This is a genomic window from Shimazuella soli, from assembly GCF_022511585.1.
GTDB lineage: Bacteria > Bacillota > Bacilli > Thermoactinomycetales > Thermoactinomycetaceae > Shimazuella > Shimazuella soli.
Window position 1 is genome coordinate 191568 of the sequence record NZ_JAKWBN010000002.1, and the last position, 16496, is coordinate 208063.

Genomic DNA, 16496 nt, shown 5'->3' on the forward strand with positions numbered 1-16496 from the left:
GTCGTTTTAGTAAGAAGGATATCAAAGAATTTCTTCTTAGATTGAAGGAGGCGAATGATCATACGATACATGTTAATAGTAAAAGCTTCGAAATATACCGAAGCAGGAGTGAGATACAGTCAAGAAGACCAAGAAGCAAAGACGGTCTACAAGAGAAATTTAGTGAAAGCTAATGTCCTATTAACAACAGAGTCCCTTCAACCTAGCGCTACAGGTATGAAAGTATTGTATTCCTCTCATCGCGATGAACCAAAAGTTCAAGTAGGACCTTTCTCTTTAGATGACACAGCGTGGATGACGGAATATATCTTGATTGATGTAGAAACAGAGGAAGAGGCTTTAAAATGGGCTTTACAGATGCCAGTGCCAAAAAATCGAGGCAAATTTGAGATTGAATTACAGAGGTTAGAAGAAAATTTGGATGTTTTAGAGGGAACGAGGGAACATCCAATGGAACATGATCTGAAGGATTTGCTAAGTATGTTAAAAATAACTGGAGGAGCAGACAAATATGAATCAAGAAATAACAGCGTATATAGATCAAATCGAACAAGAATGGCAAAAAGAAATTTGTAATCAAATACGACAAGTAATTCATCAAACGTTGCCAGAGGTCCAAGAACAAGTAAAATACAAACAAGCTTTTTATACAAAAGATGGGAAACAAGTCTGTGTATTCTTCCCTGCAAAAAATTGGATTAATGTTACTCTATTTAACGCTGAAACAGTTGAGGCTCCAGAAGGTTTCTTTGAATCCTCTTCAAAAGCCGATCGTAAAGCTGTTAAAATAAAGGAGGGACAATCTTTCGATTATTCCCTTTTAGGAAAAATTCTCCGACACATAACGCAAAACGTGAATTAACAAATTTGATTATAAATGTAGGGGACCGGCTGAATTACTCTATAAGGGTAATTTAGCCGGTCCTGTTCCAAAAGAATTGCTGTCAGTCGGTGTCCTTCTTACCGAGAGCTGCCTTCAGGAGAGGGTGCGAGCTTGCCTCTTCCTGCGCCTTCTTCAAAGCCTTCCTCTGAGCCTTCGTCCCAGGAAGCTTGAAGTTCGGAGTCTTGCTGTTCAGCTTGTGGCAGGGGCACCATACATAACTTCTCCTCTTAGTTCGAGACAGGGAGAACGTTTTTCTCACCTTGATGTGCTTTATTTTATATGTCCGCTTTTTCCAAAAAAAATCAATTTTATTTCCAAAATGTAAATTCATTGTTTATAAATCCATGTTAATATAAATAATATTCTGCTCTATTATAAAAAGCACATTGTCCGTTAAACAATGTGCTTTGTTCAATCGAGTCTCGGATGAAAGACTATCCGCATTTCCGATGTAATGGGAGGAAGTGGTGCAAGTTCTTCCTCTGTTTCTTCTTCCTCTAAAAAATGACTCATGTAAATCCATTCAGGCTGAATCATTCCAAGGGCAATCCAGTATTTATTTGCAGCAGGCTCTTTTAGCGTCATTTTTTATTTTCCTTACATATGTTTTTGTAGAAAATCTACATGAATGCAATTACAGTATATGTAAGGGAGCTTGGGCAGATGTAACTTTATTTTGGTTGATCATAGGCGAAACGTAACCATTTGGGATAATGGTTTTTTAATATGCCAGCCGCACCTTTCCCCCATCCAAGAGCATATCCATCAACGGTTACAAGTGTCCACCCTTTGTGAGTTGTAGGGACTGTTTCTCCTTGTAAAAAACGGTATAATTCCCTATCCCTATTTTGATATGATTGAACTTGTTTTATCGAATTGGCTTGAAGTGCCATAGCCCAAGCGTGAGAGGGGAGAAAGCGACCTTTTCGAATTTCACCCAAATATCTGCCTGGTTGAGCAACTTTACACTTGTCCAAATTAGGGAAATCAAGCGGTGTTTCATACAGATGATCTCCATAGAGTACCAAATTCCCTGAAAAAGACATTGGCTCCACAAACGTATCTTTTATAAATGCTTCAAAAAGAGCAGAAATTTGTTTGGGAATACGTGCATTTTTTATGCCTTTTTTTGATTTCTTATCGATTTTAGCCTCTTCTATATCCTGCTTCTTTTGTAATACTGCTAAAAAGTGTCCCTCTCCTCGAAGCAAATGAGGCCATAAGCGACTCGCTAGAGCAGTGGAGTCTGTTAATCCATTTTGAAAATGTTGATGGTTAGGAACTTCTATTAATTCAAAATCAGGATGGTTACGAAGGAAATTCTCCAATGTATATTCATTTTCTCGGCGATTAAATGTACAGGTGGAGTAGACTAACCGACCACCGGGTTTTAACATCTTCGCAGCTTCTGTTAGGATATATTGTTGGAGGTCAGCACACTTTTCACTGTTTTTGATGCTCCAATGTTCACATGCTTCTGGGTCTTTGCGAAACATCCCTTCACCTGAGCATGGTGCGTCAACTAGAATACGGTCGAAATAAGCAGTGAATCGCTCACTGAATCGATGTGGCTGTTCATTTAAAACGACAGCATTTGTCACTCCAAAACGTTCTAGATTGCTGATGAGTACTTTGCACCTTTTGCCATCTACTTCATTGGCGACGAGGATGCCCTCTCCATTCATTTTAGCGGCGATCTGTGTCGTTTTTCCTCCTGGAGCTGCACACATATCGAGGATTTTTTCACTCGGTTTTGGTTGAAGTGCTTCAACAGGTGCCATTGCACTTGCCTCTTGTATGTAATAAAGTCCTGCTGCGTGATAGACATGTTTTCCAGGGCGAGTGGTGACGGGAAAATAAAACCCATCTGGGCACCATGGGATCGGTTCAAAGTGAAAAGGGATCATGTTTTCAAGCGATTTTGGTGAAACTTTCATTATATTGGTCCTGAGACTTTTGACAGCTGGTTGTTCATACGTAGCAAGAAACTCGTCAAACGAACCGTTTAATTCTTTTTTTATTTCGGTTAAGAATTCGGTAGGCAGTACATTCATCATCGATAACTCCTGTTTTTTTATCTAAAAATCATTTTACTTCACATCTTGGAGGCAATAAAATGAGTTATTCTTTACGTTCTCTTCAATGGTTTATTTTTTTAATTGCTAATGGTCTCGCTGTACCTATTGTAATTGGACAATTATATCATTTATCTCCTATAGAAGTAGCAGAATTCATTCAGCGGACTTTTTTTGTCATTGGTATCAGTACTTTTCTTCAAGTAGCTTTTGGACATCGACTTCCTCTAATCGATGGACCAGCAGGAATATGGCTTGGAGTTTTTGTCGTTATGGGGCAAATCGCAGCGAACAAAAATACGTTGCATTCCTTGACAGGTATGCTTGCCGTTGCTGGTATTGTACTGATGATATTTGGATTTACTGGTCTGCTCAGTAAAATGTTAGTCATTTTCACTTCTTTGGTGACAAGTACGTTTTTGGTTTTGCTTTCCCTGCAATTAAGCGGTGTATTTTTAAAAGGAATGCTTGGAATTACTTCTGATATTACCTATTTTCCGCTAAAAGAAGCAGCTGTAGCCTTCTTTATTTTTGTTTTGGTATTTGTCTTATCGATGTGGGGAAAAGGTTGGATGAAAACCTACAACGTATTAATTGGTATTGCTCTTGGATGGATTTGCTTTTTGATCATTGGTGCTCCAAACAAAGCGGTGGGTACACATGCCTTTTTTTCTATTCCACAAGTTTTTGCATGGGGTATTCCTCAGTTTGATTTGGGCGGAATTGTTTCTGGTATCCTAATCGGTCTTGTTCTTATGTCGAATACTGTGGCAAGTATTACAGCCTTGAATCAAGTTATCCCAAAAGAACAAAGAGCAGATAAAAAAGAGTTGAATCAGTCAGGTTGGATTGGAGGGATTTCCCATCTTGTGTCTACCATTTTTTCTACTATTGGGATGGTATCCTTAACTGTTACAGCCGGTTTTGTAAAGACAACAAATCAAACCAAAACAAATGTATTAAAAATAGCTTGCATTGCTTTAGTTATTTTGTCTTGTTTTCCTCCTATCATGTCTCTCTTATCTCAATTACCTAGTCAGATAGCATATGCTGCAATTTTACCATCATTTGCTCAAATGTTTGCGATTGGCATACGAACATTATTGAATGAAAAACTGGATGACCGCAGAGTTACAATCTTTAGTTTATCTGTATCTTTAGGGATTGGGATTATGTTTTTACCTCTTCCTATCTTTCAAAAATTCCCCTCGGTGGTTCAATATATTTTTGGAAATGGATTGTTAGTAGGGGTGATAATTGTAATTTTGCTCGATCAGTTGTGGAGGAAGAAAATCATGTAAATGAAAATAAGCATAAGATGAGTGAAAAGTCAAAAAGAAAAGATGCAAACTTTAGGTATAGTTGGATACAATATAGGTAGCAAGATTATTTCTACTTGGTGGATCTCATTCACCTCTAGGAGGGAGCCTGGATGACGGTGTCAAAACCATGGCTACACCAATATCCGCCTCAAATCCCTAAAACATTATCTTATCCAGATGTAGCCCTGACCGCATTGTTGACTGATGCAGTAAAGCAATATCCGGACAGAGAAGCCATACATTTTTTAGGTAAGAAAATTTCTTATCGAACTTTATTGGATGAAACGTATCGTTTTGCAGAAGCTTTAAAAGAAGCAGGGGTAAAAGCAGATGATCGCGTTGCTATCATGCTGCCTAATATTCCACAAGCAGTTATTTCGTATTATGCTAGTTTGTTTCTAGATGGCGTTGTCGTTCAAGTAAATCCAATGTATACAGAGCGTGAACTGCTCCACATATTGAACGATTCAGGAGCTACTTCGCTCATTTGTCTCGATATCCACTTTGATAGAGTCGAAAAAGTTCACTTGCAGACAAACTTACAGCGAATTATCGTAACAAGTGTCGCTGAATATTTGCCGCTTCGCAAAAAATTGCTCTATCCTTTAACACAAAAATCATTGCCCAAAATTCCGCGTGAAGATCATGTATATCTGTTTCAAAATTTGCTCCACCATGTTCCTTTTGCAAATGCTATACAGACATCCAAACAAGCCGATGATTTAGCTTTGTTGCAATATACCGGTGGAACTACTGGGTTAGCGAAAGGTTCCATGTTATCCCATCGGAATTTGGTTGCAAATGCTCATCAAGCCTCCGCTTGGATGTATAAGACAAGGGAAGGGCAAGAAAAGATCCTTGGTGTTTTGCCATTTTTTCATGTTTATGGGATGACAGCTGTGATGAATTTGGCGATCAAACTTGCTGCGACCATGATCTTACTTCCCAAATTTGATCGTGATCAAATTCTCAAGACCATTGCCAAAGAGAAGCCTACTATTTTTCCTGGTGCACCGACGATGTATGTTTCATTGATCAATCACCCCCAAATTCATAAGTACCAATTAAACTCTATCGACGCATGTATTAGTGGTTCTGCGCCATTACCAATTGAAGTGCAGGACAAATTTGAACAACTTACAGGCGGTCGATTGGTAGAAGGATATGGATTAACGGAAACATCACCAGTTACACATACTAATTTAATTTGGGATCGAAAAAAAAGCTCTACGATTGGCTTGCCATGGCCGGACACGGAATGTAGAATCGTTTCGATGGAAACAGGGGAAGAACTGGCTCCTGGGCTTATTGGAGAACTTCAAATACGTGGACCGCAAGTAATGAAGGGCTATTGGAACCGTCCAGAAGAGACTGCCCAAGTGATCAAAGATGGTTGGTTATCCACTGGCGATATGGCGAAAATGGACGAAGAGGGTTATTTTTATATTGTGGATCGGCGAAAAGACCTTATTATTGCAGGTGGATTTAATATTTATCCGAGGGAAGTAGAAGAAGTATTGTACGAACACCCTGCTGTAGATGAGGCTGTAGTAATTGGAGTCCCTGATGCATATCGAGGAGAAACAACAAAAGCTTATATCGTAATCAAAAAAGGAATGACTGTAACATCTTCGGAACTCGACAAGCATTGCCGGGCTAATCTAGCAAGTTTCAAAGTTCCTAGACTCTACGAATTTCGAGACGAACTGCCGAAGTCATCTATTGGGAAAATATTAAGACGTGTACTGCAAGATGAAATAAGAGCGGAAAAGAAAAATTAGTCCAGTGTAACTGGGCTTTTTTGCTGTCTATATGATTGGTTTTGAAGGAAGAGAAGGAGCCAGCGAACGAGCCCACGAGCACAGCAGCGAGAAGAAGACCAGCGGCCTTACGCATATTGCGCATGGATTTGTCCTTTCAGTCGGAGATACCATCTTAATAGTACCTCAATTTCAAATGCTTTGCTAGTAATTCGCAATTTAACAAACAAAAAAGCCTTGTCCCATATGGGAAAGGGCTTTTAAATTCAAAGAAATTAGGGAGAAATAGGAGCGATTTTTTTATCATGAATCGTTTTAACCGCTGCTAAATAATACTTTTCTACTTCTTCTAATCTTGCTGCTATCTCGTCCGAAATGTTTGTTTTATCCCACTCATAGACATAAGTACCTAGTTTATAGTGTTCTACAAATTCTTGATCTTCTTTTGTGAATTCAGATGGTCCAACGTCTGCTTCCTCATCGCCTTTGAACCAATCCTCAAATAGGGACTGTATCATCTCTCTATATTTTTTCTCACACCGAACATGGAGATGGTATACAGAACGATAGGCAAAATCATCGTACCAACTCACTAACAAAATAAAACAACGTGGGTCTTGTGGATGGAAGATAACTTGATAACTGGATAGCGGCGGCTGATAATTTTCGTTCCATTCTTCATAATACTCTTCTTCCTCATCCTCATCATCGTTGATAACTTCAAAGGGAAGGGCATCGGCAGAATAACCAAGTATTTTAATCAGTTCTTGAAACTGGTCATGATGACTGTCGTCGGTACTGTCATAGAGACTTAGTTGAATAAGGTCAGAATGATCTTGTTGCAATGCATCTTTTATCTTAGACAAAGGTGGAGCTGCCTGAAAACTAGGGATTGGTACTTCTGCTTCTCTCATATAGTGAGCCAAAAGGTCACTAATCTCTTTCTCTAAAAAAGATACTGCTACTTCGTAAGGAGTATAACCTTCTGAAGTTTTTATGTTAACATCTGCCCCATGTTCCAAAAAAAGTTTTACTAACTTTAGATTTCTATATTGGATAGCTCGAAGCAGCGGACTGCCGTAATACTTGATAGGAGTATTTACATTTAAGCCAGCTTCCAATAAGACTTTACATAAAGGAATCATTTGATTATGGCGAGAACCACTAATCGCATCGTTCCACAGATCGGGGTTGTCCACAGGTACACCGATGCGGATGAATTCTTTTACAACTTCTGTATCTCCTCTGCCAATGGGCCAAATTAAAAAGTTTTTCATTTTTTCGGGGTCTGTTTGTGCTCCATATTTGATCAAAAGGTGTATCGCTTCAACCGAACAAGCATCCCGAAGGGGAGGATGATAGAAGTAATGTCCTCTTACCTGAGCTTCTGGATCAGCTCCATGTTGTAGTAAAAGTTCCATAATCTCGAGTAAATTTAATCTTGTCGCCAGATGAAGAAGAGATTCAGTCCCTAATTTATGATTGGGATCAGCACCATATCTGAGTAGCAACTCTGCCATTTTAGTATCTCTGTGTTTGATTGCATTTTCTAATGGCACATGTAAATGGAGATATGGTGCACTTGGTTTTGCTCCGTTTTCTAAGAGTAGTTCTGCTAGTTCTAGATTTTGTTTGTCTACTGCAATATGGAGAGGAAGACGAAATTCAACCTGATGGTCTTCGTGATTTAAAAGATTAGGATGAACATTCATCTCCATTAGTGTTTTCGCAGCAGTGATATCTTCTGTTTCCACTGCTTCATAAAGTGATTTGTCTGGTTTTGTCTTATACTTGTGATTTGCATCATCTGTCCATAATACAGAAAGTAATTTTCCGGTTCGGGCAACTTGCCAAGGAGCATGATTTCGTTTATTGGTGATGGTTTTGTCAGCACCCAGCGTCAGTAGATGATTTACTCCTGTTTCATGCCCGCATAGTGCTGCAAAATGAAGGGGAGTATTCCCATCTTTATCCATGCTATTGATATCCATTCCTAATTGCACCAAATAATCTATTATTTCAGTTGTTCCACTTGCAGCAGCCATATGGAGTAGCGTCACATTAGAGTAGTCATCCAACATACGATCATTTTCAGCAAACTCTTCTTTGAAAGCTGCAAACTCCTTTTCCATTACTAACTCAGAAAGATGGGCAAATCGTTTGTTATCATGACGTAAATCATACATAAGTCCAACTAGCGGCGGTAGATTAGTCATTTTCACCCTACCTTTTATAAATATTTTTATATATATCATAAATTAATAACAATCTTCTTGGTGAAAAATATTATATAATTTAAAGGGACTTGCACTTGAATAGCAGGGATAAGTTATCTTATATAGAATATATAATTATACCTAAAATTGTAAATATAGCATGGTAAAGTTTTCTATTTACAAAATTTGTAACTAATTTTATGAATACTTTCCTTATAAGGGGCAGCTATGAATCAACATCTCAGTCGTCGGGCATTTTTAAAGCGGGCGTTATTTGGTTTTCTCAGTCTTATTCCATTGACAGCAGGGTATAGCTATGGAATAGAGCCTAGGTGGTTAGAAGTTTCAGAGAAATTCATACGTCTTCCACGGTTAGCTTCAGCATTTGAAGGGATGCGAGTTGTAGTATTCGGTGATTTGCATGTTGGATTTCATATGAACGAAGATGATGTGTCTCACGTAGTTACGAAAGTAAATTCTTTAAAACCTGACTTATTGTTGTTTACGGGTGACTTGGTAGACGACAAACAGGACGTTCTTTTTCCAATCCTCCCTCATCTCCAAAAATTACATGCCCCGCTTGGAAAATTTGCTGTTCTTGGAAACCATGATTATCAAGGGGACCTAGTTACACCAAATTTTGAACACATTGGTTTTCATGTTCTCCGAAATAGGCATCATTTGATCCGAAAAGGACAGGATACGTTGGTGATTGCAGGTGTAGAGGATATGTTGATGGGTAAACCCTCTTTAAACCAAGCAATCGAAGGAGCACCAGACACATGTACGTTATTGCTCTCGCATTGTCCCGATTTTGCATCCAATATTGTATCAAACCAAGTTGATTTACAAATATCTGGTCATAGTCATGGCGGGCAAATACGGCTTCCATTTCTCGGCGCTATGATTACCCCTCCAGGCGGGAGAATTTATACGGATGGATTTTATTCGCTGGAAAAAACGAATGTATATGTGAACAGAGGAATTGGCACTACCATTTTACCCTTTCGCTTTCATTGTCGACCACAGATTTCAATCTTACATTTATCTCGTACATAATTTTCAAAATTCAACTACCTGAATTGATAGGATGATCATACTGAATAATTTCTTCGGATTGCTAAATATGTGGAAATGGCATAAAATTCTAGTTGGTGTAAATGAACGGACTGCAAGGGAGGAGATAGATAATGGGGTCCATTCGTGCTTTAGGTAAGTTTCTGAAACCTTATAGAGGGATTGCGATACTCGGACCGCTACTGATGGTATTAGAAGTAACCATGGATTTACTTCAACCTACGATTATGCAACATATTATTGATCATGGGATCGCAAATCAAGATACAGGTTATGTGATTCGTATGGGTATTTTGATGATTGTAGCCGCATTGATCGGATTAGTCGGCGGATTAGGGTGTATTTTTTTCTCTACGAAAACTGCTGTAAATTTTTCGGGAGATGTGCGACTTGCTGCATTAAGTAAAATCATCACTTTTTCTGGGGAAAATCGCGAACGTTTTGGTGCAGGCAAATTAATAACTATTGTCACCAATGATATTGTTACTATCCAAAATGCACTTACGATGACATTACGTGTACTTGTTAGGGGACCGCTTTTGTTTATTGGAAGTATGGTAATCGTCTTGTTTTCTTCCAAGGGACTTTCACCTGTTTTATTTGTGGTTGTACCTGCATTGTTGATTACGGTGTTCTTTATCGCCAATAGGTCAAGTCGAATGTTTCAAAAAGTACAAGAAGCAATTGATAAAGTGAATACGAGGTTACAAGAGAATTTAGCCGGTATGAGAGTAATTAAAGCATATGTGCAGCAAAAGCAGGAAATACAGCGGTTTGCTGAAGTGAATGATGGACTGACGAAAGCAAACCGTTCGGCAGTACAAGTGATCTCTATCATGATGCCTGTGATCATGCTTATCATTAATGGAGGAATAATAGGAACTTTATGGCTAGGAACTTATAAAGTTGCTGATAACAGTATAGAAGTTGGAGCTATACTCGCTTTTATCAATTATTTGATGCTAATTTTGATGGCACTTATGCAAGTCAGTATGGTTTCGATTCTCATCACGCGTGCTGTCCCTTCAGCAGCAAGGGTACAAGAAGTATTGGATACAAAAATAACGATTACCAACAAATCAGATAGTTACGAACCAAGTGAGATAAAGGGAAAAGTAGAGTTTCAAAATGTTTCCTTTAGTTACAGTAAAAATGAGGAGCAAGTATTAAAAAATATTTCTTTTTCCGTGCAATCTGGTGAAACAATCGGCATTATCGGTTCTACTGGAAGTGGGAAGTCAACATTAGTAAAGCTAATCGCGCGGTTGTATGACGTTGATTCTGGCGAAATTTTACTCGATGGAATCAATATCAAACAGTATAAACTTGATGCGCTCAGGTCTTCTATTGGTTTCGTAACCCAAAAAGCTACCTTGTTTTCTGGATCTATCTTGGAAAATATTCGATATGGAAATGACGAAGTAGGACCGTCTGAACTAAAAGCTGCTGCCGATGATGCATGTGCTTCAGAATTTATCGATCGATTGGAAGACGGATATAAGTACACTCTAACCCAAGGGGCTACGAATTTGTCTGGAGGTCAAAAACAGCGACTATCCTTAGCGAGGGCTTTTGTCCGCTCTGCTCCTATCCTAATTCTCGATGATTCTACGTCTGCTGTAGATGCAAAATCCGAAGAAACTATTCAGGCTGCCCTGCACAGGTCATCCGATCAGACTATTTTTTTAATCGCATCAAAAATTTCTTCCCTTATGGATGCAGATAAAATATTAGTACTGGAAGACGGTGAATTAGTTGGTATGGGAAGTCACACTAATTTATTAGCTGATTGCGAAGTGTATCGTGAAATTTATCTTTCTCAGGGTGGTCAGATTGATATCGTAGCAGAGGCAGGAGGGAAGAGCTAAGATGAGCGAAACATCTGGAACACGTTCCGCAACACCACCCCGATTTGGATTTCGTGGAGGTGGTCGATTTGGTGTGCAAATGGAAAAGCCAAAAGATGCGCGAAATACAGTAAAACGAATATGGAAGTATTTAGGAAGACAAAGTATTGGCTTAATTGCTGCGATTGTTCTTGTTTTACTTACGTCTTTACTCGGTTTGCTCGGACCTTACTATATAGGAGTAATTATCGATAAGTATATCATTCCCCATGATGTTAATGGATCTGTACGGATGATCCTCTTTTTGGCGGGAATTTATTTACTTACTACTGCTCTAACATGGCTACAGACATTTATTATGATCAATATTGCGCAGAAAACGATTAATCAGTTGCGATATGATCTTTTTGTAAAACTTCAAACTTTATCATTGCGTTTTTTTGATAGCCGACCACATGGTGATCTGATGAGTAGAGTGACAAATGATATAGACAATCTCAACAGTGCTCTCTCTCAAAGTGTTACGCAAGTGATATCCTCTATTATTTCTATTGTCGGGGTAATGATTGCCATGTTTTCGTTGAACCCTATATTGGCAATCATTACATTGCTGATTGTGCCTTTAATGATCCTTTCTACAAAGAAAATATATCAATATAGCAGCAGTAGTTTTATTAAAAGGCAGAGAGATATTGGTGAATTAAATGGTTTTGTAGAAGAAAAGATCCAAGGTGCAGAAGTAGTCACACTCTATGGAAAAGAAGCTCAAACCATCGAACAATTTGGTGAGATTAATGACAGGTTGCGTGAATCTGGCAGACAGGCAGACACCTTTTCAGGATTTATCAATCCGATTATCAATTTTATCAATAACTTAGGTCTAGGGCTGGTGATTGGGGCAGGTGCACTACTAGTTTTGCATGAAAGTATGACGATTGGGATTATCGCATCGTTTGTGAGCTATTCCAGACAGTTTTCTCGGCCTATCAGTCAGATTGCAACATTATTAAATACGATTCAATCCGCTATTGCCGGTGGTGAACGTGTTTTTGAAATCATGGATGAAGTACCGGAAATCACGGACAAAGAAAATGCCTTAGTCGTAGAAAAATTTCGGGGAGAAGTTAACTTTCAGCATGTTTCCTTTGGCTATCAATCGGATCAACTTGTTTTAAAAGATATAAATTTAGAGGCAAATCCTGGAGAAATGATTGCTCTTGTCGGTCCAACTGGTTCGGGGAAAACGACGATTGTAAATCTATTGACAAGATTTTATGATATTCAAACTGGGCATATTTCTATTGATGGTAATAATATTAAGGACTATCGAATCGATGATTTACGAAAAAGAATCAGTATCGTTTTGCAGGATACCTATCTGTTTTCTGGTACAATCCTTGAAAATATTCGTTATGGTCGGCAAGATGCCACTGAGGAAGAAGTAAAAACTGCTGCAAAGATGGCTTGGGCGCATTACTTTATCAAGCATCTGCCGAAACAGTATCAGTCTGAAATCGTCTCAGGAGGAACCAATCTCAGTCAAGGACAGCGTCAATTGATTGCCATCGCTAGAGCAATTCTCATGAATTCGGATATCCTCATTTTGGATGAAGCTACTTCTAATATTGATACCCGAACTGAACTTCACATTCAGCGAGGATTAAAAAATCTAATGGCAGGACGTACTAGTTTTGTCATTGCTCACCGTTTAAAGACAATCGAGAATGCCGATAAGATTTTAGTGATTCATCAAGGAAAAATAATAGAACAAGGAACCCATGAGGAGTTATTGAATAAAAGAGGATTTTATCAAGAATTATATGCTGCACAGTTTGAAATCTGAGGAAAATTTTAGCTTAGTTCCTATTTGGGAGCTGAGCTAAATTTAATTACTGTCCTTTTGCTTAGGTGCTTTTCAAAGCCCAGCCAAGGTACTATGAGAAAAATACAATTTACATTGTTTTCTTTTTTTGTTTGACAATGAAAACATGTGTTTATAAAATTGAGATAGAAAATGAACCACCATTCAGCAAAGAAAGGAATAGGGCAGATGGCAAAACGGACTAGTCAGAAATATGATGCCATCTTAGAAGCATCTATTCGTGTTATTGCTAAGTATGGCTATCATCGAGCGCAAGTGTCTAAAATCGCAAAAGAAGCATGTGTGGCAGATGGAACCATTTATTTATATTTCGAAAATAAAGAGGATTTATTGATTTCTATTTTTAGGGAAAAAATTGGCAGTTTCATTCGTTTAGTCAAACGGAAAATTGCTACTGCAAAAGATGCAAAAGAGCAGCTGTTTCACATTATCGCTTTGCATCTGGGTTACTTAGAAACAAATCCATTGCTTGCTGTTGTAGTGCAGATGGAAATACGCCAGTCTGATCCCTATGTTCGCAAAGAAATTGGTGAATTGATGCAAGCATACTTAAACCTGATTGAGCATGTAATGGAACAAGGCAAGGAATCAGGTGTTTTCCGCTCTGATTTGGATGTACGTTTGGCACGAAAGATGATCTTTGGAACATTAGATGATCTTGTAACTTCATGGGTGAGCCATCAACAAAAATATTCCTTACAAGCGTTAGCCAAGCCAGTTTACCAGATGTTTGTAAACGGGATTACTGCGAAAAAGGGGGATTAACATGAATTTTCTAGTCTGCTTAAAACAAACCTTTGATACAGAAGAGAAAATCGTGTTAAAAAATGGACAGATAAGTGAAGAGGCAGTTGAATTTATTATTAATCCGTATGATGAATATGCTGTAGAAGAAGCAATCCGCCTAAAGGAAAAGCATGGTGGAGAAATAACAGTACTTACCATAGGTCCAGATCGAACAGAACAAGCTCTGCGCTCAGCATTAGCAATGGGAGCAGATAAAGCGATATTAGTAGAAACAGAAGAGCTGGAAGTAGAATTAGATGAACATAGTATTTCTCAAGTTATTTATGCTGTATTACAGGAACAAGACGATGAGTTTGACTTGATATTGTGCGGCTATATGGCAGTAGATGATGGTTCTGCACAAGTAGGACCAAGACTTGCGCAATTGCTGCAAATTCCTCATGTATCTACCATTACTAGCATCTCGGTTGATGGGAAAAATGCTGCCATTGAAAAAGATGTGGAAGGTGATACTGAACATATTCAAACAACATTACCCTTATTAGTAACCACACAACAAGGATTAAATGACCCCAGATATCCCACCATTCCCGGCATTATGAAAGCCAAAAGAAAACCATTGACCCGCTATGAACTCGATGATTTATCCCTTTCAGAAGAAACAATTCAATCCAAAACAACACAAAAGGAAATATTTTTACCGCCCAAAAAAACCGCAGGCCTGATTTTGACTGGAAGTATAGAGGAACAGGTTACTTCTTTAATAGAGAAATTGAATAAAGAAGCAAAGGTTTTATAGAGGAGGGGATCAGATGAGTAAGAAAGTCCTTGTCTTTGCGGATCGAAAAGAAGGGCAGTTGCGACAAGTTACGCTGGAAAGTATTTCAGCTGCACGCACGATTGTAGATGATGGTGAAGTGACGGTAGCTTTACTTGGCTCAGATGCGAGAAAAGAGACAGATACGCTTACCCATCATGGAGCTGATCGTGTACTTCTCGTTGAAGACAGCCAATTCGATTCGTATATAACTGATGCATATTTTTTGGCATGGCAACAGGTCATTGATCAAGTAAAACCAGACTTTATTGTGACAGGTCATACAACTGTAGGAAAAGATGTGTCTCCTAGGATTGCTGCTCATTTTTCTTTTGGGTTGATATCAGATTGTATAGCCATTGAACGAAATGGGGATGAAGTTATATATACACGTCCCATTTATGCAGGAAAAGCTTTTGTCAAAAAAAGTTTTCGACCGGGTGTGCAATTTGTTACCATTCGCCCTAATAATATCCCCCTTATCTCTGTTGATCCATCACGCTCTGCACAGATAGAAGAACTTACTGTTCCAATCAAACATGATTTGTTGCGTACGATTGTGACAAATGTGGTGAAAAAAGCTGCGACGGGTATCGATTTATCGGAAGCTAGAATCGTTGTTTCTGGTGGAAGAGGAGTAAAAAGTGCAGAAGGTTTTCAGCCATTACAAGAATTAGCAGATGTCTTAAATGCTGCAGTAGGTGCATCGAGAGGAGCATGTGATGCTGGTTACTGTGATTATGCGCTGCAAATTGGTCAAACGGGAAAAGTGGTTACTCCTGATCTGTATATTGCTTGTGGTATTTCAGGAGCTATTCAACATGTAGCAGGGATGTCTAGTTCTAAAGTAATCGTGGCCATCAACAAAGACCCCGATGCTCCTATCTTTCAGATTGCTGATTATGGGATTGTAGGCGACTTATTTGAAGTGGTTCCATTGTTAACCAAAGAGTTAAAAAAGCTCCTTCCTCCTGCTTAAACTGTTTCGGACTGCGAAATAGTTGATATTTCGTGTAAAAGTGATATACTAACTTATGAATTGTAAGTACCATTTAGGAGGAATTACCAATGGCAATCGTAGAAGTAACAGATAAAGATTTTGGCACAAGTGTGGAAGGTGCAGAGAGCGGAACAGTTCTAGTAGATTTCTGGGCTCCATGGTGTGGTCCATGTAAAATTATTGCTCCTATTTTAGAAGAAGTGAACGAAGAGATTGGCGAGAAAGTAACCATTGCAAAACTAAATGTAGATAACAACCCAGAATCAGCTAGCAGATTTGGTGTCATGAGTATCCCTACTCTGATGGTTTTTCAAAACGGGGAGATGAAATCCAAATTGGTTGGACTTCAACCAAAAGAACAGTTGATTCAATGGTTAGGTGAATATATGTAAGCGAAAAGAAGTGTCCGGGTAACGGGCACTTTTTTTTGATATTTGACTTTTGTATATTTTTTCTTTTTGGTAAATTACATCTCTTTGTAAATGTTATACTATTTATTGCAGGATACATATACTCAGGAGGAATAATAAATGGCACTTATAGAAGGTACAGACAAAACCTTTGCGATAGACGTAGAAGGAGAAGATAGTGGAAAGGTATTGGTTTATTTTTGGGCTCCATGGTGTCCTCCATGTAAAGTTCTTGGTCCGATCATACAAGAGATAGATGAGGAAATTGGCGATAAGCTAAAGATCGTAAAAATAAATGTCGACGATAATCCTGAATCAGCTGCTAATTTTGAAGTGATGAGTATTCCTACATTGATCGGTTTCCATAATGGAGAGATGAAATCCAAATTGATTGGTCTTCAGCCAAAAGAACAGTTGATTCAATGGTTAGATGCCATGTAAAACAAAAAGTGTCCAGATG

The 16496-nt window shown here is 38.6% G+C and carries 15 protein-coding genes; 12 read left to right on the plus strand and 3 right to left on the minus strand.

All coding sequences use genetic code 11. From position 1 onward, the window contains the following. The first annotated feature begins 69 nt into the window (after positions 1–69). Together MK805_RS05900 and MK805_RS05905 are read left to right on the plus strand one after the other, a co-directional pair. Positions 70–576, plus strand: a complete 507-nt coding sequence (locus MK805_RS05900; RefSeq protein WP_240874669.1) for a YciI family protein — start codon at positions 70–72, stop codon at positions 574–576. After that, on the plus strand, positions 512–862 hold the full coding sequence (locus MK805_RS05905; protein ID WP_240874670.1) for a DUF1801 domain-containing protein: 351 nt from the start codon (positions 512–514) through the stop codon (positions 860–862). The genes MK805_RS05900 and MK805_RS05905 overlap by 65 nt, the downstream gene beginning before the upstream one ends. A 432-nt stretch (positions 863–1294) precedes the next feature. Here the strand turns inward: MK805_RS05905 and MK805_RS05910 are convergent, their stop codons facing one another. Both MK805_RS05910 and MK805_RS05915 read right to left on the minus strand, forming a co-directional pair. Next, the gene (locus MK805_RS05910; protein ID WP_240874671.1) at positions 1295–1468 is read right to left on the minus strand and encodes a hypothetical protein; all 174 of its coding nucleotides are present in this window, start codon (positions 1466–1468) and stop codon (positions 1295–1297) included. Positions 1469–1554: 86 nt separating this feature from the next. After that, the gene (locus tag MK805_RS05915) at positions 1555–2940 is read right to left on the minus strand and encodes an RsmB/NOP family class I SAM-dependent RNA methyltransferase (RefSeq protein WP_240874672.1); all 1386 of its coding nucleotides are present in this window, start codon (positions 2938–2940) and stop codon (positions 1555–1557) included. A 59-nt stretch (positions 2941–2999) separates the two neighbouring features. Between MK805_RS05915 and MK805_RS05920 the strand changes: the two genes are divergently transcribed. Both MK805_RS05920 and MK805_RS05925 read left to right on the plus strand, forming a co-directional pair. Next, entirely contained in the window at positions 3000–4259 is a 1260-nt protein-coding gene (locus MK805_RS05920; protein WP_240874673.1) for a purine/pyrimidine permease, read from the plus strand. A gap of 131 nt (positions 4260–4390) precedes the next feature. Continuing rightward, a complete protein-coding gene (locus tag MK805_RS05925) occupies positions 4391–6061 on the plus strand; it encodes an AMP-binding protein (protein WP_240874674.1) in 1671 nt (556 codons plus the stop codon). Between the two features lie 254 nt (positions 6062–6315). Here MK805_RS05925 and MK805_RS05930 read toward each other — a convergent pair whose 3' ends face one another. Then, on the minus strand, positions 6316–8256 hold the full coding sequence (locus MK805_RS05930) for an ankyrin repeat domain-containing protein (protein WP_240874675.1): 1941 nt from the start codon (positions 8254–8256) through the stop codon (positions 6316–6318). Between the two features lie 228 nt (positions 8257–8484). Between MK805_RS05930 and MK805_RS05935 the strand changes: the two genes are divergently transcribed. The 8 genes from MK805_RS05935 (at position 8485) to trxA (MK805_RS05970) (ending at position 16477) form a co-directional block, all read left to right on the plus strand. Beyond that, complete coding sequence (locus MK805_RS05935; RefSeq protein WP_240874676.1) at positions 8485–9315, plus strand: metallophosphoesterase; 831 nt, start codon at positions 8485–8487, stop codon at positions 9313–9315. Between the two features lie 131 nt (positions 9316–9446). Further along, positions 9447–11201: an ABC transporter ATP-binding protein gene (locus MK805_RS05940; RefSeq protein ID WP_240874677.1), complete on the plus strand. Its 1755-nt coding sequence runs from the start codon at positions 9447–9449 to the stop codon at positions 11199–11201. Between the two features lies 1 nt (position 11202). After that, complete coding sequence (locus MK805_RS05945) at positions 11203–13023, plus strand: ABC transporter ATP-binding protein (protein WP_338057483.1); 1821 nt, start codon at positions 11203–11205, stop codon at positions 13021–13023. A gap of 207 nt (positions 13024–13230) precedes the next feature. Further along, positions 13231–13827 carry a TetR/AcrR family transcriptional regulator gene (locus MK805_RS05950; RefSeq protein WP_240874678.1) on the plus strand — a complete coding sequence of 199 codons (597 nt, stop codon included), beginning with the start codon at positions 13231–13233 and terminating at the stop codon, positions 13825–13827. A gap of 1 nt (position 13828) precedes the next feature. After that, entirely contained in the window at positions 13829–14608 is a 780-nt protein-coding gene (locus tag MK805_RS05955; protein WP_240874679.1) for an electron transfer flavoprotein subunit beta/FixA family protein, read from the plus strand. Between the two features lie 13 nt (positions 14609–14621). Then, positions 14622–15605 (plus strand): electron transfer flavoprotein subunit alpha/FixB family protein, encoded by a 984-nt coding sequence (locus tag MK805_RS05960; RefSeq protein ID WP_240874680.1) that lies wholly within the window; start codon positions 14622–14624, stop codon positions 15603–15605. Between the two features lie 89 nt (positions 15606–15694). Then, complete coding sequence (gene trxA / locus MK805_RS05965) at positions 15695–16018, plus strand: thioredoxin (RefSeq protein WP_240874681.1); 324 nt, start codon at positions 15695–15697, stop codon at positions 16016–16018. 138 nt (positions 16019–16156) lie between these two features. Further along, positions 16157–16477 carry a thioredoxin gene (trxA, locus tag MK805_RS05970; protein WP_240874682.1) on the plus strand — a complete coding sequence of 107 codons (321 nt, stop codon included), beginning with the start codon at positions 16157–16159 and terminating at the stop codon, positions 16475–16477. The last annotated feature ends 19 nt before the right edge of the window (positions 16478–16496 follow it).